This is a genomic window from Pseudomonas sp. EU05-FHT14B02 (assembly GCF_058791055.1).
The window spans coordinates 120,297-142,879 of record NZ_JBYTDD010000007.1 but is presented as its reverse complement, the minus strand read 5'-3'; the positions used below and the strand labels follow the sequence as shown (position 1 = coordinate 142,879).

The following is a 22,583-nucleotide window of genomic DNA, read 5'->3' as shown; positions in this document are numbered from 1 at the left end:
TTCCTCACGAGAAGACGGTGACTGGCTGCGCCGTAGCAGCCAGCAGGCGTTTGATTTCCGGAACGCAGGACCCGCATTGAGTGCCGCAACCCAGTTCTTGCTTGAGCCCCTGCAAGTCCAGGCCACGGCTGATGCCGGCGCAGATCGCGTTCTGGCCGACGTTCTTGCAATTGCACAGGATCTTGTTCGAGTTGAAGGGTGTGTCGAGATTGCCCGGTGGTGCGCTCAGCGGCGCAAGCAGCCAGCGCCGCAGTTGCTGGTCCGCGCGACCTTCGAGCCACAGCCCCTGTAGCCAGTGCTGGGCAAGGGTCTCACCGGCCAGTCGAATGGCAGTGATCCGACCATTTTCGATCCGCACGCGCTTGCCTATGGCCCGTCGAGGGTCGTCGTAAGCCAGTACCGGGCCGTCATCGAGCGCCAGGGTTTTATCGATTTCGCTTAGCAACTCTGCCGAAGGTGCTGAAGTATTGGCAGCCCGTACAAGCAGGGCAGGGCGCTCACGGCCAACCAGACTGAGACTGACGTAGGAAAACGCCTCGCAGAGCGGTCGTAGCGTCTCAAAATGCCGTTGAACATCGCCCTCGATCAGTGCGAATAGTTTCCAGGGCAAATCCACCGGATCCAGGCGAACGCCGCTGTGTTTAAGTTCGGGCTGTTTCGACAAAGGATCGAATGCGGGCAGGGTGAGGCTGTTCACCCCGCCCTTGAGAAAACGGTCGCCCCAATGCATCGGCAAAAAGGCCTGGCCCGGACGCACGCTGTCATCGCTGGCAACCGCGACGACGATTGCACCGCGCCTGCTTTTCAGGCTGACCAGATCCCCCGGCTGCAGGCGATGGCGGCGCAGTTCGTCCGGGTGCAGGCTCAACTCCGCTTCGCTGACATGACCGAACAGCTGCGCAGCGGTGCCGGTGCGGCTCATGCCGTGCCATTGATCGCGCAGGCGACCGGTGATCAGGGTCAGCGGAAAGCGTGCATCGCGTTGCTCTTTGGCGGCACGGTATGGATCGGCAACGAACTGCGCGCGCCCATTGGCAGTGGCAAATACTCCGTCGACGTACAGCCGGGCCGTGCCTTCAACGGCACCCGCAGGGAAGGGCCACTGTTGCGGGCCGAGACGATCGATCAGTGCATGGCTGATACCGGACAGATCCAGGTCGCGACCTTGAGTCAGTTGTTTATATTCGTCAAAGACCTGAGCGGGATTATCAAATTCAAACAGGCTGGCTTGGCCGGGACGCAGGTGTTTTTCCAGGCGTTGTGCGAAATCTACGGTGATTGCCCAGTCCGGCCGCGCCTCACCCGGTGCGACAATTGCCTGGCGTACGTGGGAAATGCGCCGCTCTGAGTTGGTCACGCTACCTTCCTTTTCCCCCCAACTGGCGGCGGGCAGCAGAAGGTCGGCGAACTTCGCGGTTTCAGTGGTGCTGAAGGCTTCCTGCAACACCACGAACGGGCAGGCTTGCAGAGCTGCGCGCACGGCCGCCTGGTCCGGCATGGATTGCGCGGGGTTGGTGCAGGCGATCCACAACGCCTTGATCTTGCCGTTACGCACTTGCTCGAACAATTCGATCGCAGAGAGCCCGGGGCTTTCCGGTAGTTGCTCGACGCCCCAGTAGGACGCCACTTGCGCACGGTGTTGTGCATTGGCAGCGTCACGGTGACCGGGCAGCAGGTTGGACAAACTGCCGGTTTCCCGTCCGCCCATGGCGTTTGGCTGACCGGTGAGGGAGAAAGGTCCGGCGCCGGGACGACCGATCTGCCCGGTGGCCAGGTGCAGATTGATCAATGCACTGTTTTTCGCGCTGCCGGCGGTGGATTGGTTAAGCCCCATGCACCACAGCGACAGAAAGCTCGGTGATGTGCCGATCCACTCGGCACATTGCTGCAATTGCCCGAGGCTGATACCGCAGAGCTGTGAAACCATTTGCGGCGTGTAGTCACGCACCAGGTTTTTCAGCTCGGCCAGGCCTTCGGTGTGGTCCCTGATGAAGTCACGATCTATCCAGTCTTCCCACAGCAGCAGATGTAAAATCCCATGGAACAAGGCGACATCGGTGCCCGGCAAGATCGCCAGGTGCAGATCAGCCAGATCGCAGGTATCTGTGCGACGTGGGTCAATGACGATGACCTTCATCTGCGGCCGGCGGGATTTGGCTGCTTCCAGGCGGCGAAACAGCACCGGGTGGGCGTAGGCCATGTTGCTGCCGACGATCATCACGCAATCGCTCAGTTCCAGGTCTTCGTAGCTGCAGGGCGGGGCGTCTGCACCCAGGCTGCGCTTGTAGCCGACCACCGCCGAGGACATGCACAGGCGCGAATTGCTGTCGATGTTGTTGGTGCCTACCAGGGCTCGCGCCAGCTTGTTGAAGGCGTAGTAGTCCTCGGTCAACAGTTGCCCGGAAATGTAGAACGCCACGCTGTCCGGGCCATGTTCGGCAATGGTCGCGGCAAACATGCTGGTGGCGTGATCGAGGGCGGTATCCCAATCGGTGCGGTGGCGGGCCAGGCTTTTACCGAGGCGCAGTTCGGGGTACAACGCCCGCGCCGTCAAGTCACCGGTCAGGTGCAGGGTCGAACCCTTGCTGCACAGTTTGCCGAAATTGGCCGGGTGCACCGGGTCGCCGCTGACGCCGAGGATGCGTGAACCGTCGTGCTCGATCAGCACCCCGCAGCCGACCCCGCAGTAACAGCAGGTGGACGCAGTGATCTGGCGGTCCATCAGCCTGCATCCCGCAGTGCCAGCATCACCCGCCCATTTTCCACCCGGGCGAGATGGTGATGGGCACAGCCGATGTCCGGGGCCAGGGCTTCGCCGCTTTCCAGGTCGATCTGCCAGTTGTGCAGCGGGCAGGCCACACGCTTGCCGTAGACCAGACCTTGGGACAACGGGCCGCCCTTGTGCGGGCAGCGGTCGTCGAGGGCGAACACTTCGTCGTCGCTGGTACGGAAAATCGCGATGTCTCCCTTTGGCCCGGCGATGATCCGCGAGCCCAGGGCATTGATCTCTTCCAGTGCACAGATATCCAGCCAGTTCATGCCAGCACCTCCAGGTTTTTCACGGGGATGACGTCGAATTCTTTTTTCAGCTGAGGCTGCTCGAGGCGCTCTTTCCACGGGTCCTGTTCGAACGACAGGGAGAATTGCAGACGATCGTTGAGCGCCTTGCGACGCTCCGGATCTTCCAGCACGGCTTTCTTGATGTGTTCCATGCCGACCCGTTGCAGGTAGTGCACGGTGCGTTCGAGGTAGAAGGCTTCTTCGCGATAGAGCTGCAGGAATGCACCGTTGTATTCGCGCACTTCTTCGGCGGTTTTCAGTTTGACGAAGAATTCCGCGACTTCGGTCTTGATCCCGCCGTTGCCACCGATGTACATCTCCCAGCCGGAGTCCACACCGATAATTCCCACATCCTTGATACCGGCTTCCGAGCAGTTGCGCGGGCAACCGGAGACAGCCAGCTTCACTTTGTGTGGCGACCACATGTTGAACAGGTCATGTTCCAGTTCAATGCCCAACTGTGTGGAGTTCTGTGTGCCAAAGCGGCAGAACTCGCTGCCGACGCAGGTTTTCACTGTGCGGATGGATTTGCCGTAGGCGTGGCCGGATGGCATGTCCAGGTCTTTCCACACCCCGGGCAGGTCTTGCTTGCGGATGCCCAGCAAGTCGATGCGCTGGCCACCGGTGACCTTGACCATTGGTACGTTGTACTTGTCGGCGACGTCGGCAATGCGCCGCAGCTCTGAAGGGTTGGTCACACCGCCCCACATCCGCGGGACTACAGAGTAGGTGCCGTCTTTCTGAATATTGGCGTGTGCGCGTTCATTGATCAGGCGCGATTGCGGATCGTCCTTGGCTTCCCCAGGCCAGGTGGAAATCAGGTAGTAGTTGAGCGCCGGGCGGCAGGTGGCGCAGCCGTTGGGTGTGTGCCAGTTCAGGTAGCTCATGGTGCCGGCGATGGTCAGCAGGTGCTGCTCGCGGATGGCCTGGCGGATCTGCCCGTGGTTGAGATCGCTGCAGCCGCAGATGGCCTTTTCGCTTTTCGGCTTGACGTCGGCGGCGCCGCCCACGGTGTTGATCAGGATCTGCTCCACCAAACCCGCGCACGAGCCGCAGGAGCTGGCAGCCTTGGTGTGTTTCTTGACTTCGTCGACACTGAACAGCCCGTGCTCCTGGATCGCCTTGACGATGGTGCCTTTGCACACACCGTTGCAGCCGCAGACTTCGGCGTTGTCGGCCATGCTCATGGCTTTGTCCTGGCCTTGATGTCCTACGTCGCCAAGCGCATTTTCACCGAACATCAAGTGATCGCGAATCTCACTGATGGCATGGTTTTCACGGATCTGCCGGAAATACCAGCCGCCATCCGCCGTATCGCCATACAGGCAGGCGCCCACCAGCACGTCATCCTTGATCACCAGTTTTTTGTAGACGCCGCCAATCGGGTCCGAGAGGGTGATGGTCTCGGTGCCTTCACCGCCCATGAAGTCGCCGGCGGAAAACAGGTCGATACCGGTAACCTTCAATTTGGTCGAGGTCACTGAACCCTTGTAGGTGGCAAAACCCAGTTGGGCCAGGTGGTTGGCGCAGACTTTGGCCTGTTCGAACAGCGGCGCCACCAAACCATAGGCGATACCGCGGTGGCTGGCACACTCGCCGATGGCATAGATCCGTGGGTCGTAGGTTTGCATTGTGTCGTTGACCAGAATCCCGCGGCTGCACGGAATGCCGGATTTCTCCGCCAGTTCGGTATTGGGGCGAATGCCGGCGGCCATCACTACCAGGTCAGCGGGAATGATGTCGCCGTTCTTGAATTGCACCGAACCGACCCGGCCGTTGCCAGCGTCGTGCAAGGCCTGGGTCTGCTCGCACAGGCGAAAGTGCAGGCCGCGAGATTCCAGCGCGGTTTGCAGCAACTGGCCGCTGGTCTTGTCCAGTTGCCGCTCCAGCAACCACTCGCCGATATGCACCACGGTGACGTGCATGCCCCGCAGCATCAGGCCGTTGGCGGCCTCCAGGCCGAGCAGGCCGCCGCCGATCACCACGGCGTGCCGGTGGGTTTTCGCGGTGTCGATCATGGCCTGGGTGTCGGCGATGTCGCGGTAGCCAATCACGCCGTCAAGGGTGTTGCCGGGAATGGGCAGGATGAAAGGCGTCGAGCCGGTGGCGATCAGCAGGCGATCGTATTCGGCTTCGCTGCCGTCTTCGGCAATGACCCGGCGCTTGACCCGGTCGATCTCCACCACCTTGCGGTTGAGCAGCAGCTTGATGTTGTTTTCCAGGTACCAGTCCAGGTCGTTGAGCACGATTTCTTCGAAGGTCTGTTCGCCCGCCAGCACCGGCGACAGAAGGATGCGGTTGTAGTTGGTGTGCGGTTCGGCACCGAAGACCGTGATGTCGTACAGCTCCGTGCTCAGTTTGAGCAGCTCTTCCAGGGTCCGGACCCCGGCCATGCCGTTACCGATCATCACCAGTTTTAGTTTTTTCATCAGGTTCTCCGGGGAGCTCGGGCCTGCCTCATCAGGGTCAGGCCGTGCTCGACAAATTTTGCGCAAACAAAAAAAGGCGTCCCGCTAGTTGCCTAGCGAGGACGCCTTTGTCCTGGTCCCGTTCTCTCGGGAAGTGCAACCTTCGTCGTTGAAGCCTGCGCTGTATGTCTGTTGAAGGAGGTAATGCAGTGGTTATGCCAAGTCGCTCATATCCCGTGTTTGTTGGCATTTTCCCCGTTCACAAGGGCAGAACCGTGAGGGAGTGCACCGATTCAAGGCGCTTTGCCCGCTAATGGAGCGCAACCATCAGCAGCACCAGATTGAGCAGCAACGATATCAGCGCCAATGTTCGCCAGACTTTCAGCGGTTCGCGCTCCAGCAAGGGCCTGGGGCGCACGCTCAAGCTGTGGCGCTCGCCCTGTTCGATCAGCAGCAGCCATTCTTCCGCTGTTTCGAAACGCTGGTCGGGGGCCGCCGCCACGGCGCGCTCCAGGCTATGGGCGATCCAGTCCGGCAGGTCGGGCCGGTAGCGGCTGGCATTGACCGGGAGGCCAAACCTCGGGCGCTGGAAGGCTTCGATTTCGCCATAGGGGTAATGCCCGGTGAGCAGGAAATACAGGGTTACTCCGACGGCGTACAAGTCCTGCTGTGGCGTTGGTACTTCGCCGCGAAAGGCTTCGGGTGCGATGTAACTGGGTGTACCCGGCAGCGCCCAGGGCAGATCTTGCGAAAGCCCGGGGCAGTAGGCGAGGCCGAAATCCAGCAGGCGCAACTCACCATCGTCCCCCAGCAGCAGGTTTTCCGGTTTGATATCGCGATGCAGGATCTGTCGTCGATGCAACAGGCCGACCGCTCGCAGCAAGCGTTCGGCGATGTCTTGCCACTGGGGCAGCGGCAGCGGTCCGCCTTGCTCATGTCGTTGGGCCAGGGTAGCGCCCGAATATTCACGCATCACGTAGTACAAATGCTGACGCTGACTGGCGGAGTGGACTTCAGGAAAATGTCGACCGGCCACGCGTTTGAGAAACCATTCTTCCGACAGTAACGCTTGCCCGGCCTGGTGATCGTCGTGCAGGCGACCGGGCAGGGTTTTCAACAGCCAGGGTTGTTGCTGGCTGTCGCGAACGCGATAAAGCAGCGATTGCTGGCTCTGTGCGACGATCCCCTCGACCTGCCAGCCCTCGAACGCCTGACCCGGTTTCAGGGCAGGCGGCAGTGGCCATTGCTGTAAGTGCATCAACGCATCGCCAATGCTCGCTTCGCCGAGGGCATCGACCCGCACCAGCAGGGCGCTGGCGTTGTCCTGGCTGCCCGCCAAGTGCGCAGCATTGACCAGGGTGTTCGCAGCACTGTGCAAGTCCGGTTGATCGCGCAGGATCGCGGCAATGGCGGTATCGCCCAGGACGGCCCAGACGCCGTCGCTGAGCAGGACGAAGCTCTCATCGGGGCGCAACTCACCGTCGAGAAAATCCAGCACCAGGTGTTGATCGAGCCCCAGCGCCCGTTTCAGCACATGCTGCATGCCCGGCTGGTCCCAGACGTGATCCTCGCTGATTCGCTGCAATCGATCGGCGTGCCAGCGATACACCCGACAATCGCCGACATGGGCCAGGGTAAAACGCCGGCCACGCAGGACCAGTGCACTGAGGGTGGTCAGTAGCGGTTGTCCGCCGCCATTGGCTTGCAACCAGCGGTTTTGCGCCAACAACAGACGATCAAGTGCCTGTGCAACGCTCCAGGTTTCCGGCGTGGCGTAGTAATCCAATGCCAGCGCCTGCAACGTCGAACGAGCAGCCAGACCGCCATCGGCGCACTGACTGACACCGTCGGCAATCGCGAACAGGTAACCCTTGCTCGCGGCCAGCGCCGGAGCCGGCGTGACCAGGCGCAGGGCATCCTGGTTTTCCTCGCGAGGACCGATGGCGCTGGCTTCGGCGAAACTCAGTTGCAGGCTCATCGGGGCGTCAGACTCGCGCTGCCGTCACGGCGGCCGAACCCCAGGTGGTTCTCCAGCGGCGTTTTACGCCGTGCAGACCGAACCAGGCCAGAATGCCGAGACTGGCGAACAACCACAGTGCCAGTTGATAGCTGCCGGTGCTTTGCTTGATCGCGCCCATGCCGGCCGCGAGGGCAAAGCCACCGATACCGCCGGCCATGCCGATCAGGCCGGTCATCACGCCGATTTCCCGGCGAAAACGCTGGGGCACCAATTGGAATACCGCGCCATTGCCTGCGCCCAGACCGAGCATGGTGCAGACGAAAAGTGCCAGTGCGGCGTAGGAACTCGGCAGATTGAAGCCGACCACGGCAATGCAGATCGCTGCGACTGTGTACATGGCCAGCAGAGTCCGAATGCCGCCGAACCGGTCAGCCAGCGCGCCACCCAAGGGACGCATCAGGCTGCCGCCGAACACGCAGGCTGCGGTGTAGTAGCCAGCAGTCACCGGGCTCAAGCCGTACTGGTCGTTGAAATAACCGGGCAGGGCACTGGCCAGACCGATGAAGCCGCCGAATGTCACGCTGTAGAAAAACATGAACCACCAGCTGTCACGATCGCCCAAGGCCTTGAAGTAGTCGGCCATGGATTTGGCTTTTGGCCGCTCGGGGGCATTGCGGGCCAGCCAGGCGAAGACGATCAGGGTCAGAATCAGCGGAATCAGGGCGAAACCGAACACGTTGCTCCAGCCAACCGCCGCCGCCAGCACCGGGGCGATCAATGCGGCGAGGACCGTGCCCGAGTTCCCCGCGCCGGCGATGCCCATGGCCTTGCCTTGATGCTGCGGCGGATACCACTGCGAGGCCAGGGGCAGGGCGACGGCGAACGAAGCACCGGCCATGCCGAGGAACAGGCCCAGCAGCAACGCCTGCTCGTAGCTGTGGATTCCGAGTTTCCAGGCGCCGAACAGCGCGCAGATCACGATGACCTGACCGATCAGGCCGGCGGTTTTGGGCGACAGGCGATCAGCCAGCATCCCCATCACAAAGCGCAACACCGCCCCGGCCAGAATCGGCGTGGCGACCACCAGCCCCCGTTGCTGCGTTGTCAGGTGCAGGTCGGCGGCGATCTGTACCGCCAAAGGACCGAGCAGGTACCAGACCATGAAGCTCAGGTCGAAATAGAGGAAGGCTGCGAACAATGTGGGTGTATGGCCGGATTTCCAGAAGCTTGAATTCATTGCGCACCTCAGCTGTGAAGAGTCTCGAAAGGAGTCATGAGCTTGCAGGTGGGGAGCCGATACGGCCGCACCACCGGCCCCGTGCTGTGGGGCCAAAACGAAAAAACGCCGCTACCCGATCCGCCAAGGGCAAATGAGGTGAGCGACGTCTTTGTCGTAGGTGGGGCAACCGCCGTTGGTTACCTGTGGTGATTACTTAGCGAGATTTGTGCCAACAACCGAAACCGGGTTACCGCCATTCGCGAGCAAGCCCGCTCCCGCAGGTGATTCGTGTTCGGCGTAGCTCCCTTGTGGGAGCGGGTTTGCTCGCGAAGGCGATAGAACATTCGCCACAGAACTTCAGCCGAGCAACTCGCTCATGGCAATAATCTGCTCCGCCACTTGAATCAGCTTCTGCTGGCGGCTCATCGCCTGGCGGCGCATCAGTGTGTAGGCCTCTTCCTCGTTGCAGTCCTTCATTTTCATCAGCAGTCCCTTGGCCAGTTCAATGCGCTTGCGCTCGGCCAATTGCTGGTCGCGGGCATGCAGTTGGGCACGCAAGGCCTGATCGCTTTCGAAGCGTGCCATGGCCACATCGAGAATCGGCTGCAGGCGTTGTGCGTGAATGCCTTCGACGATATAGGCGCTAACACCGGACTTGATCGCCTGTCGCATCACATCGGGGTCGTGTTCGTCCGTGAACATCACAATCGGTCGTGGCTGGTCGCGAGTCACCAGCACCACTTGTTCCATGACATCGCGGCCCGGTGACTCGGTATCGATCAGAATCACATCCGGACGCACCGTTTCGACGCGTTCGGGCAGGTCGATGGTCAGGCCGGATTCATCGATCACTTCGAATCCGGCCTCGGTCAGGGCGGCCTTCAGGCGCCCGACTTTTTTAGCGGTGTCATTGATCAGCAGGATACGCAGCATGTTCATGGTCTCCTGTCAGCGGCTGGCGGATCGGTGCGAGCTGTCGCTCATGGCGTGCAGTTTGAAACTGCGGGCATAACCGGCCGGGTCCGAGCCGTCCCAGGTCTTGCCGTCGATCAACTGACTGCTGCGCATCTCCTTGCCCCGTACCGCGACACCTACAGCGCTGGCCGCTTCACGATACAAGTCTAGTTGCTGGACTTGACGGGCCACGGCGAGGTAGTCCGGGTCGTCGCGCAACAAACCCCAGCGACGGAACTGGGTCATGAACCACATGCCATCGGACAGGTACGGCAGATTGACCTCGCCTTCACCGTGGAAGCGCAGGGCGTGTGGGTCTTGCCAGCGATTGCCCAGACCATCGACATAGTCGCCCAGCAGGCGCGGCTCGATGCATTCCAGCGGCGCATCGAGGTATTGCGCTGCACTGAGCAATTGCGCGGTGCCGCGACGATTTTCGCTGCTTTCTTCGATGAAGCGACTGGCGTCCAGAATCGCCATCACCAACGCGCGGGCAGTGTTGGGGTATTGCTCGACGAAGGCGCGGGTGCAGCCCAGGACCTTTTCCGGATGATCGGGCCAGATGGTCTGGGTCGTGGCCAAGGTGAAGCCGAGGTCCTGTTGCACGGCGCTGGCGGACCAGGGTTCGCCGACGCAGAACCCGTCGATACGCCCGGCCCGCAGGTGCGCGACCATTTGCGGCGGCGGCACCACCACGCTGTCGACATCCAGGAGCGGGTGAATACCCTGGCTGGCGAGCCAGTAATACAACCACATGGCGTGGGTGCCGGTTGGAAACGTCTGAGCGAAGGTGAATTTTGAGCGAGTTTGGTGCACGTGCCGTTCCAGTGCATCAGGACTGGTCACTCCAAGCGCTTGCAAACCACGGGACAGGTTGATGCTCTGGCCGTTCTGATTCAGGCCCATCAGCACGGCCATGTCGGTCGCGGCCACGCCACCGATGCCCAGGTGAACGGCGTAAACCAGACCGTAGAGGCTGTGGGCGGCATCGAGTTCGCCGCTGACCAGTTTGTCCCGCAGGTTGGCCCAGGACGACTGACGCTTGAGGTTCAGGGTCAATCCATGGGGTTGGGCGAAGCCTTGGGTGGCGGCGACAACCACTGAGGCGCAGTCGCTCAGAGCCATGAAGCCGAGATTGATTTCGGTTTTTTCCGGGGCATCGCTGCCATTGACCCAGGCCAGAGGGCCGGCTGATGGTTCGTTCATCGCGTGTTCACCTTGCAAAAAAAACGTCGTCCCGAGTTCTTGCATGAGCAGGCCGGGGACGACGCCATTGTCTTTGCACACATTCGGTCGTTGGCATGGGTGCTGGTGCCCAGAGTGGTGCAAGGCATATGCCATTATCCGTTGATTTGATCACGCGCCTCGCTTGCCACCCCGTTGCCCGGCTATAATCGCCGCCTCAATTCGCCGCCAATCGAGTCAAATCCGCCCATGTACACCCTGGCCCGTCAGCTGTTGTTCAAACTCTCCCCGGAAACCTCCCACGATCTGTCCCTGGACCTGATCGGCGCGGGCGGTCGTCTTGGGCTCAACGGCTTGCTGTGCAAGGCCCCGGCGAAGATGCCGGTGAATGTCATGGGCCTGGACTTCCCGAATCCGGTGGGGCTGGCCGCCGGCCTGGACAAGAACGGCGCGGCCATCGATGGTTTCGCCCAACTGGGTTTCGGCTTTGTCGAAATCGGCACCATCACGCCGCGTCCGCAACCAGGCAACCCGAAGCCACGCCTGTTCCGTCTGCCGGAAGCCGAGGCGATCATCAATCGCATGGGGTTCAACAACCTCGGCGTCGATCACCTGCTGGCCCGCGTGGCGGCGGCCAAATACAAGGGCGTGCTGGGCATCAACATCGGCAAGAACTTCGACACGCCGGTCGAGCGTGCCGTGGACGACTACCTGATCTGCCTGGACAAGGTCTACGCCCATGCCAGCTATGTGACGGTCAACGTCAGTTCGCCGAACACGCCGGGCCTGCGCAGCCTGCAATTCGGTGACTCGCTCAAGCAGCTGCTGGCCGATCTGGCCGAGCGCCGTGCGGAACTGGCATTGCGTCATGGCAAACATGTACCGCTGGCGATCAAGATCGCGCCGGACATGAGCGACGAAGAAACCGCACAAGTTGCGCAAGCGCTGATCGAAACCGGGATGGATGCGGTCATTGCGACTAACACCACCCTGAGCCGTGTAGGCGTCGAAGGCATGGAACACGGCGAAGAGGCCGGTGGTCTGTCCGGAGCGCCGGTTCGCGACAAGAGCACCCACACCGTGAAGGTGCTGGCATCGGAGCTGGGTGGTCGGCTGCCGATCATCGCTGCCGGCGGTATTACCGAAGGCAAGCACGCAGCGGAGAAAATCACCGCGGGCGCGAGCCTGGTGCAGATCTACTCGGGCTTCATCTACAAAGGCCCGGCGCTGATTCGTGAGTCTGTAGACGCCATCGCAGCCCTGCGCTGAGCCCTTGTAGGAGCGAGCCTGCTCGCGATGGTCGATAACGATAACGCGTACTTTCTGGATACACGCGGTGTTCTCGGGTTCATCGCGAGCAGGCTCGCTCCTACAGGGGGATTGTTCCGGGTCAATGAGCAGGCATAAAAAGGGCCCCTTTAAAGGAGCCCCTGGGCCGGAGCCCGCCGTCCGGATGGGACGTGCATGGTTAATTCAGTACAAATCAGATTGTCGTGTCGGAGTGTTGTGCCCTGTAATTAGCCGACGGCGTGAAGTTCGTTGAGTCTGTGGATTCCCGCAGTGCCGGTCATACCGTCCCAGTTGTCGCCGCGTCCTTCTCGCCAGCCGTTAATCCAGGCTTGACGTACCGACGGTAGAGTAAATGGGCAAAGCTCACGGGATTTACCACCAACGCCATATTGATATCCGCGCAAAAATGCTCTTTCCAACGGATCACGCTTAAGTCTTCTCATAGGGTGTTGCCCTCACTTGTTGACTGTATTTATCGCGTCGACCTCTATTGAGGTCTGGCAGAAAAACTCTGCCGTTGGGGGCTCGTTGCCGGCGTGACGAGCCAAGGTGTTGGCGTCATTGCGGCGCCAACCTGTATTGAGTTCTAACCAATGCGTCACATCGAGGGAATGATCGTTTTGTCATAAGGACGTAACCGTTCATGTGCTAACGCCATAAGTAACAAAGCGTTTGTAGCGTATTTATTGGCCAAACCCCGGTATGATCGGCTCTGCGCTGGATGATGGGCTTAATCCTTTAGTGAGAATGGCTCCCGTTGCCGGGAAGCACTATTCGACGAAGGGTCGACTTATGACATTTTGTTGCATCAACTTTTTTATCTGTCCTTGCATCTAAGCTCATTTAACCCGAGCAGCAGGGGTGGAACGGCACACCTTCGTGCCACGCGGGCGCTCTTCGAGAAAAGCGCCTGATTGAAAACCGGACCGGCAATGCGTTGCCCGGTCACTTAGCTAAAGGTTCTGGAATTCCCATGTCCGATCGTTTCGAACTCTTCCTCACTTGCCCAAAAGGCCTTGAAGGCCTGCTCATCGAGGAAGCCGTCGGGCTTGGCCTTGAGGAAGCGCGGGAGCACACCTCTGCCGTACGCGGCATGGCCACCATGGAAACCGCTTATCGCCTGTGCCTGTGGTCGCGCCTGGCCAACCGCGTGCTGCTGGTACTCAAGCGTTTCCAAATGAAGGACGCCGAAGACCTGTACCACGGCGTGCTGGACATCGAGTGGCAAGACCACATGCTCAATGACGGCACCTTGGCCGTCGAATTCAGCGGCCATGGCTCAGGTATCGACAACACCCACTTCGGCGCGCTGAAGGTCAAGGACGCCATCGTCGACAAACTGCGCACCCCGCAAGGCGACCGTCCGTCCATCGACAAGCTCAACCCGGACCTGCGCATTCACCTGCGCCTGGATCGTGGCGAAGCCATTCTGTCTCTTGACCTGTCCGGTCACAGCCTGCACCAGCGCGGCTATCGCTTGCAGCAAGGCGCGGCGCCGCTCAAGGAAAACCTCGCGGCCGCCATCCTGATCCGTTCCGGCTGGCCCCGTATTGCAGCCGAAGGCGGCGCTCTGGCCGACCCGATGTGCGGTGTCGGCACGTTCCTGGTGGAAGCCGCCATGATCGCCGCCGACATGGCGCCGAACCTGCGTCGCGAGCAGTGGGGCTTCACCGCCTGGCTCGGTCACGTGCCGGCGCTGTGGAAAAAACTCCACGAAGAAGCCACCGAACGCGCCGCAGTCGGCCTGGCCAAGCCGCCGCTGTGGATTCGCGGTTACGAAGCCGACCCGCGCCTGATTCAACCGGGCCGCAACAACGTCGAACGTGCTGGCCTCAGTGAGTGGATCAAGATCTACCAGGGCGAAGTCGCGACCTTCGAGCCGCGTCCGGACCAGAACCAGAAAGGCCTGGTGATCTGCAACCCTCCATACGGCGAGCGCCTGGGCGACGAGGCGAGCCTGCTCTACCTCTACCAGAACCTTGGCGAACGCCTGCGTCAGGCTTGCCTCAACTGGGAAGCCGCGGTGTTCACCGGCGCCCCGGACCTGGGCAAGCGCATGGGCATCCGCAGCCACAAGCAGTATTCGTTCTGGAACGGCGCCTTGCCGTGCAAGCTGTTGCTGATCAAGGTGTTGCCGGATCAATTCGTCACCGGCGAGCGTCGTACTCCGGAGCAGCGCCAGGTCGAGCGCGAGCAAGCCGCCTACGATCAGGCGCCGAACGAACCGCAGGAACGCAAGTTCAACAAAAACGGCAACCCGATCAAACCGGTGCCGGCACCGGCTCCAGTGGTCGAGCAGCCGCGCCTGAGCGAAGGCGGGCAGATGTTCGCCAACCGCCTGCAAAAGAACCTCAAGGCCCTGGGCAAGTGGGTCAAGCGTGAAGGCATCGACTGCTACCGCGTGTACGATGCCGACATGCCGGAATACTCCATGGCCATCGACCTGTATCACGATTGGGTGCATGTCCAGGAGTACGTCGCGCCGAAATCAATCGATCCGGAAAAGGCTTCGGCCCGTATGTTCGATGCCCTGGCAGCCATCCCGCAGGCGTTGAACATCGACAAGAGCCGTGTGGTGGTCAAGCGCCGCGAGCGCCAGAGCGGCACCAAGCAGTACGAGCGCCAGGCGGCACAGGGCAAGTTCGTCGAGGTCAATGAGGGGGGCGTGAAGCTGCTGGTGAACCTCACCGACTACCTCGACACCGGTCTGTTCCTCGACCACCGGCCGATGCGCATGCGTATCCAGAAAGAGGCGGCCGGCAAGCGCTTCCTCAATCTGTTCTGCTACACCGCGACGGCCAGTGTGCATGCGGCCAAGGGCGGCGCGCGCAGCACCACCAGTGTCGACCTGTCGAAAACCTATCTGGACTGGGCGCGTCGCAACCTGTCGTTGAACGGTTTTTCCGACAAGAACCGTCTGGAGCAGGGTGATGTGATGGCGTGGCTCGAAGCCAGTCGTGACGAGTACGACATGATCTTCATCGACCCGCCGACGTTCTCCAACTCCAAGCGCATGGAAGGTGTCTTCGACGTGCAGCGCGATCAGGTGCAATTGATCGACCTGGCCATGGCGCGACTGGCGCCCGGCGGCGTGTTGTATTTCTCCAACAACTTCCGCAAGTTTGAACTGGAAGCCAATCTCGGCGAGCGTTATGCAGTCGAGGAGATCACCGCCCAAACCATCGATCCGGATTTTGCCCGCAACGCCAAGATCCATCGCGCCTGGAAAATTACGGCTCGTTGAATAGCTGTGCTGATTCACTGTAGGAGCGAGCCTGCTCGCGATGAACCCGAAAGCGCCGCGTGTATTCAGAAAGCACGCGTTATCGTTATCGACCATCGCGAGCAATCGAGCGTCGACCGGCTGCTCCTACAGGGGTGTTCAGTGCTGGTCAAATTAGTGGCTAATAGCTATAACTCAGTTCATGGCCAAAGGGCTTCTCCGCACCTGGCGTTTTGAGTTTGCGTTTTATGTCGTTGCACGCCGTGCGCCCCAAGATCCTGGGAATAATCAGCGAAGATGCCTCGGCCTGGTTGGTCGCGCTGCTGGTATTGCTGGTTGGCGGGGTGCTCACCGGGTTGCTGGCATGGTCGACGCTGAATCTGTTTCACCATCAATTGCGGCAACGTTTCCAACTGCTGGCCAGCGAACGTTATAGCCGTATCGAAGAGCGTTTCGAAGATCAGGAGCAGCGCCTCGACGGCCTGCGCCGATTTTTCGCCAATTCCAATTCGGTGTCCCGAGCGGAATTCGACGGCTACACCCAACCTTTGCTGCTGCGAACCCAGGCGTATTCCTATGCCCAGCGGATCACTCGTGACGAGCGGGTGGCGTTCGAGCGTCGGGTGCGAGACGAGGGCTTGAACAACTTCACCCTGAGAGAGCTTAACGCCGAGGGCCAATTGCAACTGGCCGGCGAACGAGATGAGTACGTGGCAGTGCTGTACAGCCAGACGCAAAGCAAACTCGGCGCTCCCATCGGTTACGATTTGCTGGCCCAGCCATTGCGGCGTGCCACGCTCGCTCGGGCCGATCAGCGTGGCGGTATGGCCGTATCACAACCGATGCATCTGGTGAGTATCGAACCGGCTTATGCGCGCGGCGTGCTGCTGGTCGCGCCGCTCATGCAGCGCAGCAGTCAGGACCGAAAATCCACGAAGCCCTACGGTTATGTCATGGCCGTGATCAGCATGCGCCAGTTGTTGGCGGACGGACTGCCGGACGCCAGCCATGACTATCTCTCGGTGCGTATCCTCGATTTGTCGATCGATGACCAGCACGAGGTGCTGTTCGAATCACCCAACCCGCCGGCCATCAGCGAGCTGTCGGCCACGCGCCTGTTGCGCATGGCCGACCATGACTATCAAGTCGATATCCAGCCCAGCGATGCGTTCGTGAAGGCCAATCATTCCTCCGTGACCAGTGTGGTGGTGTTGGGTGGAATGCTCAGCGTGATGCTCAGTGCCTTGCTGTATGTGTTGGTCAGCCAGCGGCAGCGGGCGTTGAAAATGGTCGAGCAACGCACCCAGGAGCTACGGGATCGAGAGCAGGAGCTGCGCGGCACCCATGGTCAGTTGCGTGGTGTGCTGAATGCCGCCACCCAGGTCGCGATCATCGCCACCGACCTGCGCGGTGTCATCAGCACCTTCAACGCCGGTGCTGAGCAGATGCTTGGCTATACCAGTGCCGAGGTGGTGGGGCATATGACCCTGGAGAGCCTGCACCTGCCCCGGGAGCTGGTCGCTCGCTCGGCAGAGTTGAGCGCACGCTATGGTAAACCGGTGCCGACCTGCCAGGCGATGCTGGTCGAAGGCGATGCGCAGGGCAGCCACGAAGCTCGGGAGTGGACGCTGGTACGTGGCGATGGCAGCCATTTGATAGTCAACATGCTCGCCACGCCAGTGCTCGACGAGCAAGGCCTGTGGGTCGGGCACCTGGCGGTGTGCATCGATATCACCGAGCGCAAGCGGGTCCATGAGGCGCTCGCGGCGCGGGATCTGTTGTTGAAGAAACTCAGCGCTCACGTGCCCGGTGGCATCTACCAATTCAAGATGGAGTTCGACGGGCGTTTCAGCGTGATATACGCCAGCGACGGTATTCGCGAGATCTACGAGCTGGAACCTGACGTGCTGCTGCTCAATGCCGAAGCGATCTTCACCCGGATTCACCCCCAGGACAGCACCCGTGTCCGTGCCTCGATCCGCGCCTCGGCCGACACCCTCAGCCCCTGGCGCGAGGAATACCGCGTGCAATTGCCACAACGGGGTCTGCGTTGGGTGCGTGGCGAGGCCACGCCAGAGGAACTGCCCGGTGGCGGTGTGCTGTGGCACGGCTACATCTCGGACATTTCCGATAGGAAGCGGGTGGAAGAAGAGTTGCGCGCGTTGTCGGTCACCGATTCCCTGACCGGTATCCACAACCGGCGTTATTTCCAGGAGCGCTTGACCATCGAAATGGCCCGAGTGGAGCGTGGCGGTGGGGATCTGTCGGTGATCATGCTCGATATCGACCATTTCAAGCGCATCAATGACCTGCATGGTCATGCCATCGGTGATCGGGTGTTGCAGGCCGTGTGCCAACGGATAGGCCACCGGCTGCGTCGCACTGATGTGTTCTGCCGCTTGGGCGGTGAGGAGTTCATGGTGCTGTGCCCGGATATCAGCGGTGAACAGGCCTATATGTTGGCCCAGCAATTGTGGCAAGGCCTGCGCAGTTCACCCATTGAAGGCGTCGGTACGGTCACTGCCAGTTTCGGGATTGCCAGTTGGCGGGTCGGGGAGGGCGCCGATGCCTTGCTGTTGCGCGCGGATTCCGGGGTTTACGCGGCGAAGCAGGCAGGAAGGGACCGGGTAGAAGGGGAGATGAGTTAACCCGGGTTGTACGCAGACCCTGTGGGAGCGAGCTTGCTCGCGATAGCGGTTTTACATTCAACATTGATGCTGACTGTCATGCCGCCATCGCGAGCAAGCTCGCTCCCACAGTAGATCTCTGGAGCTTTCTAGATTCGGTTACAACACCGACGCCGTTTGCGGCGTTTTCGGTTGGCGGTACAGATCCAGCAGCACCTGATCGAGCACCGACGAGGCGCCGAACGGGGCCTTGTCGTTGAGGATCGCCACCACCGCCCAGGTGTTGCCGTTGACGTCGCGACTGAAACCGGCGATCGCCCGCACGGTGTTCAGGGTGCCGGTCTTGACGTGGGCTTCACCGCGCATTGCAGTGGTCTTCAGGCGTTTGCGCATGGTGCCGTCGGTGCCGGCGATCGGCATCGAACTGATGTATTCGGCGGAATACGGACTGTGCCAGGCAGCTTCCAGCATCGAGGCCATTTCTCGGGCGCTGACACGCTCGGCACGGGACAGGCCGGAGCCGTTCTCCATCACCAGGTGCGGCGCGGTGATGCCCTTTTTCGCCAGCCACTGACGCACGACACGCTGGGCAGCCTTGGCGTCGTCACCATCGGCATCGGTGCGGAAGCGTTGGCCCAGGCTCAGGAACAACTGCTGGGCCATGGTGTTGTTGCTGTACTTGTTGATGTCACGGATGATTTCCGCCAGGTCCGGCGAGAAGGCCCGGGCCAGGACCTTGGCGTCTTTCGGTGTTGGCGCCAGCACATCCCTGCCCTGAATGCTGCCACCCAGTTCCTTCCAGATCGCGCGGACGGCGCCGGCGGTGTAGGTCGCGTGGTCGAGCAGCGACAGGTAAGTCTGCGAGCTGCAGCCTTCCCCCAGTTGGCCGCCGACCGTCACGGTCACGCTGCCGTCGGCCTGAGTCACCGGGTTGTAGCGCACGCCACCGGTGCATTGCTTGGAGTTGAGGGCCTTGACCTGGTTGTCGATGCGGATGCTCGCAATCGGCGGCTCCACCGAGACCAGCACCTTGCCCGAGTCATTGCGCGCGACGAAGCGCAGCGCCTTGAGGTTGACCAGCAGCGAGTCGGGCTTGACCAGGAACGGCTTGTTATCGTCGTTGCCGTCGTCATTGAACTCCGGCAGTTGCGGTTGCACGAAGAAGGTTTTATCCAGCACCAGGTCGCCGGTGACCTGGGTCACGCCGTTAGCGCGCAGGTCGCGCATCAGCAACCAGAGTTTTTCCATGTTCAGCTTCGGATCGCCGCCGCCCTTGAGGTAGAGGTTACCGTTGAGAATGCCGCCACTGAGGGTGCCGTCGGTGTAAAACTCGGTTTTCCACTGGTGGTTTGGGCCGAGCATTTCCAGCGCCGCATAGGTAGTGACCAACTTCATGGTCGATGCCGGGTTGACCGACACGTCGGCGTTGAACACCGTCGGGGTGCCGGGGCCTGTGAGCGGGATCATCACCAGCGACAGGGCGTTGTCCTGCAACTTGCTGGCTTTCAGCGCTTTTTCAACGTTGGGCGACAACGCGGTATTGACTGGAGCGGCGGAAACGGGGAGGGCCAGGGGGAGTAGAAAACCGGCCAACAGCAAAGGACGCAAAGATTTGATCATCTGAAATAAAACCCTACAGCCGAGGGGGAAATATAAAGAGGGCATGGAAATAAATTCCCTCAATGGTCATGAAAGTGTCGGCATTATGCCCCAAGGTGTCACGGCTTGTGCCGTGCGCGAGCATCCTGATCGGCTATTTTTTTACCGACGGTAGGCGTGGTGGCCCAGAGAGTCAGGCAATCGATGGCTTAAGCTGCTAAAGTGCCGCCCGTTATTACTTAAGAGGATTGTTCCAATGGCGACTAACCGTTCCCAGCGTCTGCGCAAAAAACTGTGCGTCGATGAATTTCAAGAGCTGGGTTTCGAACTGAACCTGGATTTCAAAGAAGATTTGGCTGATGAAGCCATTGATGCTTTCCTCGACGCGTTCCTCAAAGAAGCCATGGAAGCCAACGGTCTGGGCTATGTTGGCGGCGACGACTACGGTCTGGTTTGCCTGCAGAAGCGTGGCTCGGTCAGCGCTGAACAGCGCGCTGCCGTTGAAGCCTGGCTCAAAGGCCGCACCGAGCTGACCAGCGTTGAAGTCAGCCCGCTGCTGGACGTCTGGTACCCGGAAAAGCCGATCAATCCGGTAGCTTGATGTTCTGAAAAAAACGGCGACCCGAGGGTCGCCGTTTTTTTTGCTTTTTTTTGCAGGAGCGAGCTTGCTCGCGATGAACCTGAGAGCGCCGCGGGGCCTCAGGTTTCCAGCGTTATCGTTGACGACCATTGCGAGCAGGTTCGCTCCTGCAGTTCAGGATCAGCAGTGTCACCACCCCCGCGACAATCCCCCAGAACGCCGAACCGATGGAAAACAGCGTCAGCCCCGATGCCGTGACCATGAAGGTGATCAGCGCCGCTTCACGTTCCTTCACTTCGCTCATGGCGATGCTCAAGCCATTGATGATCGAGCCGAACAGCGCCAGCGCCGCAATCGACAGCACCAGTTCCTTGGGCAGCGCGGCAAACAATGCCGCGAGCGTTGCGCCAAACACGCCGGCAATCCCGTAGAAAATCCCGCACCAGACCGCCGCGGTGTAGCGCTTGTTACGATCTTCATGGGCGTGGGGACCGGTGCAGATCGCAGCGCTGATGGCCGCCAGGTTGATCCCGTGGGAACCGAACGGTGCCAACAGTAAACTGGCGATGCCGGTGGTGGTGATCAGCGGCGAGGCGGGTACCGTGTAACCATCGGCGCGCAATACGGCGATGCCGGGCATGTTTTGTGAGGTCATGGCGACGACAAACAGCGGGATGCCGATGCTGATGGTCGCGGCCAGGGAGAAGTGCGGTGTGGTCCAGACCGGCGTGGCCACTTCCAGGTGGAAGCCGCTGAAGTCCAGTAACCCCATGAACCCTGACAATGCCGTGCCGATCAGCAATGCCGCCAACACCGCATAGCGCGGCGACAGGCGCTTGACCACAAGATAAGTGACGAACATCCCCAGTACCAGGGCAGTGCGGTGTTGCGCTGCGACGAAAATCTCGCTGCCGATCTTGAACAGGATTCCCGCCAGCAGGGCGGCGGCCAGGGATGCCGGAATCTTTTTCACCAGTCGTTCGAAGCTACCGGTCAGCCCGCAAATCGTCACCAGCACCGCGCAGGTAATATAGGCACCAATGGCTTCGCCGTAGCTCACGCCGCCCAGGCTGGTGATCAAAAGCGCTGCGCCCGGGGTCGACCAGGCAATGGTGATCGGCGTGCGATAACGCAAGGACAGGCCGATGGAGCACACCGCCATGCCGATGGAAATCGCCCAGATCCACGAAGAAATCTGCCCGCTGCTCAGGCCCGCCGCTTGCCCGGCCTGGAACATCAGCACCAGGGAGCTGGTGTAGCCGGTCATCATGGCGATGAACCCGGCGACGATGGCCGAGGGCGAGGTGTCGGCCAGTGGGCGGAGCTGCGCGTGCGTGGCGTCGTTCATGACGGCGGTGTTCCTTTTACCTGTAGGAGCGAGCTTGCTCGCGATGGTCGTCAACGATGACGTTGGGGGCCTGACACCCCGCAGCGTCTGCGGTTTTTTCGCGAGCAAGCTCGCTCCTACAATGAGTGGGAAATTGCGGGTTCAAGCCTAAACTCAAACGTAAGGGATCATTGCAATACAGCCGAGACAACATTCAGCCGTACAGTCGTGTTGCCACCCTCCATTGTGTACAATCGCAGTGTTTTTTACGCGATACTTGCCAGCGACCCACTGTGCCGTATTACAGTCACGGTCAATTCGCCGCAGTTCTTCCGACTCGAGTGCCCATGAACGAACAGTTGCAACCCCTAAAGAAACAACCGCGAGCAGGCAAAGCCGGCCGCAGCGGTACCCAGGACGATATTGTCTACGCGCATATCTTCGAGGCCATCCTCGAGCAGCGTCTGGCGCCCGGCACCAAGTTGAGCGAAGAAGCGCTGGGGGAAATTTTCGGGGTCAGTCGCACCATCATTCGCCGCGCCTTGTCGCGCCTGGCCCATGAAGGCGTGGTGCTGCTGCGTCCGAATCGCGGCGCCGTGGTCGCCAGCCCGAGCGTCGAAGAGGCCCGTCAGGTGTTCATGGCCCGCCGTCTGGTCGAGCGTGCGATCACCGAATTGGCGGTTCAGCACGCTACCGCCGAGCAGATTGCCGAGTTGCGCCAGATGGTCAACGACGAGCGCGACAGCTTCTCCCGTGGCGATCGTGGTGCCGGCATCCGCCTGTCGGGTGAATTCCACCTGAAACTCGCCGAAGCGGCGAAAAACGCCCCGTTGATCAGCTTCCAGCGCAGCCTGGTGTCCCAGACGTCGCTGATCATCGCCCAGTACGAAAGCGGCAACCGTTCCCATTGCTCCTACGACGAGCACACCCAGTTGATCGATGCCATCGAAAAGCGCGACGCTGAACTGGCGGTGGACCTGATGATGCATCACATGGATCACATCGACAGCAAACTCAACCTCGATGAGGAAAGTGCGTCGGATGATCTGCATGCGGTGTTCTCGCATTTGTTGCAGACCAAGAAGCCTGGGCGTTCGCCAGCGAAAATCTGATCTGTGGGGCGAGCTTGCTCGCGATGGTCGTTAACGATT

At 60.8% G+C, this 22,583-nt stretch carries 15 protein-coding genes; 5 read left to right on the top strand and 10 right to left on the bottom strand.

Annotated elements, in window-relative coordinates; all coding sequences use genetic code 11:
• Positions 1-4 precede the first annotated feature (4 nt).
• The 7 genes from AC3WTM_RS09410 to AC3WTM_RS09380 all read right to left on the bottom strand — a co-directional run bounded on the left by AC3WTM_RS09410 (position 5) and on the right by AC3WTM_RS09380 (position 10,807).
• Entirely contained in the window at positions 5-2,722 is a 2,718-nt protein-coding gene (locus AC3WTM_RS09410) for a nitrate reductase (RefSeq protein WP_102668978.1), read from the bottom strand.
• Positions 2,722-3,039: a nitrite reductase small subunit NirD gene (gene nirD / locus AC3WTM_RS09405; protein ID WP_046042889.1), complete on the bottom strand. Its 318-nt coding sequence runs from the start codon at positions 3,037-3,039 to the stop codon at positions 2,722-2,724. Before nirD ends, AC3WTM_RS09410 begins: the two co-directional genes overlap by 1 nt.
• The gene (gene nirB, locus AC3WTM_RS09400) at positions 3,036-5,489 is read right to left on the bottom strand and encodes a nitrite reductase large subunit NirB (RefSeq protein WP_102668977.1); all 2,454 of its coding nucleotides are present in this window, start codon (positions 5,487-5,489) and stop codon (positions 3,036-3,038) included. The genes nirD and nirB overlap by 4 nt, the downstream gene beginning before the upstream one ends.
• Before the next feature lie 289 nt (positions 5,490-5,778).
• Positions 5,779-7,446 (bottom strand): bifunctional protein-serine/threonine kinase/phosphatase, encoded by a 1,668-nt coding sequence (locus AC3WTM_RS09395; protein ID WP_102668976.1) that lies wholly within the window; start codon positions 7,444-7,446, stop codon positions 5,779-5,781.
• A 7-nt stretch (positions 7,447-7,453) separates the two neighbouring features.
• The gene (locus AC3WTM_RS09390; RefSeq protein WP_102668975.1) at positions 7,454-8,665 is read right to left on the bottom strand and encodes a nitrate/nitrite transporter; all 1,212 of its coding nucleotides are present in this window, start codon (positions 8,663-8,665) and stop codon (positions 7,454-7,456) included.
• Between the two features lie 339 nt (positions 8,666-9,004).
• Positions 9,005-9,580 carry an ANTAR domain-containing response regulator gene (locus tag AC3WTM_RS09385; RefSeq protein ID WP_008048624.1) on the bottom strand — a complete coding sequence of 192 codons (576 nt, stop codon included), beginning with the start codon at positions 9,578-9,580 and terminating at the stop codon, positions 9,005-9,007.
• Between the two features lie 15 nt (positions 9,581-9,595).
• Complete coding sequence (locus AC3WTM_RS09380) at positions 9,596-10,807, bottom strand: CmpA/NrtA family ABC transporter substrate-binding protein (RefSeq protein ID WP_102668974.1); 1,212 nt, start codon at positions 10,805-10,807, stop codon at positions 9,596-9,598.
• A 228-nt stretch (positions 10,808-11,035) separates the two neighbouring features.
• On the opposite strand from AC3WTM_RS09380, the gene AC3WTM_RS09375 reads away from it, so the two are divergent.
• A complete protein-coding gene (locus AC3WTM_RS09375) occupies positions 11,036-12,055 on the top strand; it encodes a quinone-dependent dihydroorotate dehydrogenase (protein ID WP_102668973.1) in 1,020 nt (339 codons plus the stop codon).
• 248 nt (positions 12,056-12,303) lie between these two features.
• Here AC3WTM_RS09375 and rmf read toward each other — a convergent pair whose 3' ends face one another.
• The gene (gene rmf / locus AC3WTM_RS09370; protein ID WP_003223300.1) at positions 12,304-12,519 is read right to left on the bottom strand and encodes a ribosome modulation factor; all 216 of its coding nucleotides are present in this window, start codon (positions 12,517-12,519) and stop codon (positions 12,304-12,306) included.
• Positions 12,520-13,049: 530 nt separating this feature from the next.
• On the opposite strand from rmf, the gene rlmKL reads away from it, so the two are divergent.
• Together rlmKL and AC3WTM_RS09360 are read left to right on the top strand one after the other, a co-directional pair.
• Entirely contained in the window at positions 13,050-15,320 is a 2,271-nt protein-coding gene (gene rlmKL / locus AC3WTM_RS09365; RefSeq protein ID WP_102668972.1) for a bifunctional 23S rRNA (guanine(2069)-N(7))-methyltransferase RlmK/23S rRNA (guanine(2445)-N(2))-methyltransferase RlmL, read from the top strand.
• Positions 15,321-15,547: 227 nt separating this feature from the next.
• The gene (locus tag AC3WTM_RS09360) at positions 15,548-17,947 is read left to right on the top strand and encodes a sensor domain-containing diguanylate cyclase (RefSeq protein WP_102668971.1); all 2,400 of its coding nucleotides are present in this window, start codon (positions 15,548-15,550) and stop codon (positions 17,945-17,947) included.
• Positions 17,948-18,085: 138 nt separating this feature from the next.
• On the opposite strand, the gene dacB is transcribed toward AC3WTM_RS09360, so the two are convergent.
• Entirely contained in the window at positions 18,086-19,546 is a 1,461-nt protein-coding gene (gene dacB, locus AC3WTM_RS09355) for a D-alanyl-D-alanine carboxypeptidase/D-alanyl-D-alanine endopeptidase (RefSeq protein WP_102668970.1), read from the bottom strand.
• Positions 19,547-19,781: 235 nt separating this feature from the next.
• On the opposite strand from dacB, the gene AC3WTM_RS09350 reads away from it, so the two are divergent.
• Entirely contained in the window at positions 19,782-20,126 is a 345-nt protein-coding gene (locus tag AC3WTM_RS09350; RefSeq protein ID WP_007971486.1) for a YggL family protein, read from the top strand.
• Between the two features lie 112 nt (positions 20,127-20,238).
• Here AC3WTM_RS09350 and AC3WTM_RS09345 read toward each other — a convergent pair whose 3' ends face one another.
• A complete protein-coding gene (locus AC3WTM_RS09345; protein WP_102668969.1) occupies positions 20,239-21,453 on the bottom strand; it encodes a benzoate/H(+) symporter BenE family transporter in 1,215 nt (404 codons plus the stop codon).
• Between the two features lie 326 nt (positions 21,454-21,779).
• Here AC3WTM_RS09345 and AC3WTM_RS09340 point away from each other — a divergent pair, with 326 nt between their 5' ends.
• Complete coding sequence (locus AC3WTM_RS09340) at positions 21,780-22,544, top strand: GntR family transcriptional regulator (RefSeq protein WP_008021853.1); 765 nt, start codon at positions 21,780-21,782, stop codon at positions 22,542-22,544.
• Positions 22,545-22,583 lie beyond the last annotated feature (39 nt).

Coding starts and splice junctions, on each gene's coding strand:
- AC3WTM_RS09395 (WP_102668976.1), bottom strand. CDS start 7,446: ATGAGCCTGCAACTGAGTTTCGCCGAAGCCAGCGCCATCGGTCCTCGC.
- AC3WTM_RS09340 (WP_008021853.1), top strand. CDS start 21,780: ATGAACGAACAGTTGCAACCCCTAAAGAAACAACCGCGAGCAGGCAAA.
- rmf (WP_003223300.1), bottom strand. CDS start 12,519: ATGAGAAGACTTAAGCGTGATCCGTTGGAAAGAGCATTTTTGCGCGGA.
- rlmKL (WP_102668972.1), top strand. CDS start 13,050: ATGTCCGATCGTTTCGAACTCTTCCTCACTTGCCCAAAAGGCCTTGAA.
- AC3WTM_RS09385 (WP_008048624.1), bottom strand. CDS start 9,580: ATGCTGCGTATCCTGCTGATCAATGACACCGCTAAAAAAGTCGGGCGC.
- dacB (WP_102668970.1), bottom strand. CDS start 19,546: ATGATCAAATCTTTGCGTCCTTTGCTGTTGGCCGGTTTTCTACTCCCC.
- AC3WTM_RS09360 (WP_102668971.1), top strand. CDS start 15,548: ATGTCGTTGCACGCCGTGCGCCCCAAGATCCTGGGAATAATCAGCGAA.
- AC3WTM_RS09380 (WP_102668974.1), bottom strand. CDS start 10,807: ATGAACGAACCATCAGCCGGCCCTCTGGCCTGGGTCAATGGCAGCGAT.
- AC3WTM_RS09345 (WP_102668969.1), bottom strand. CDS start 21,453: ATGAACGACGCCACGCACGCGCAGCTCCGCCCACTGGCCGACACCTCG.
- AC3WTM_RS09390 (WP_102668975.1), bottom strand. CDS start 8,665: ATGAATTCAAGCTTCTGGAAATCCGGCCATACACCCACATTGTTCGCA.
- AC3WTM_RS09350 (WP_007971486.1), top strand. CDS start 19,782: ATGGCGACTAACCGTTCCCAGCGTCTGCGCAAAAAACTGTGCGTCGAT.
- AC3WTM_RS09375 (WP_102668973.1), top strand. CDS start 11,036: ATGTACACCCTGGCCCGTCAGCTGTTGTTCAAACTCTCCCCGGAAACC.
- AC3WTM_RS09410 (WP_102668978.1), bottom strand. CDS start 2,722: ATGGACCGCCAGATCACTGCGTCCACCTGCTGTTACTGCGGGGTCGGC.
- nirB (WP_102668977.1), bottom strand. CDS start 5,489: ATGAAAAAACTAAAACTGGTGATGATCGGTAACGGCATGGCCGGGGTC.
- nirD (WP_046042889.1), bottom strand. CDS start 3,039: ATGAACTGGCTGGATATCTGTGCACTGGAAGAGATCAATGCCCTGGGC.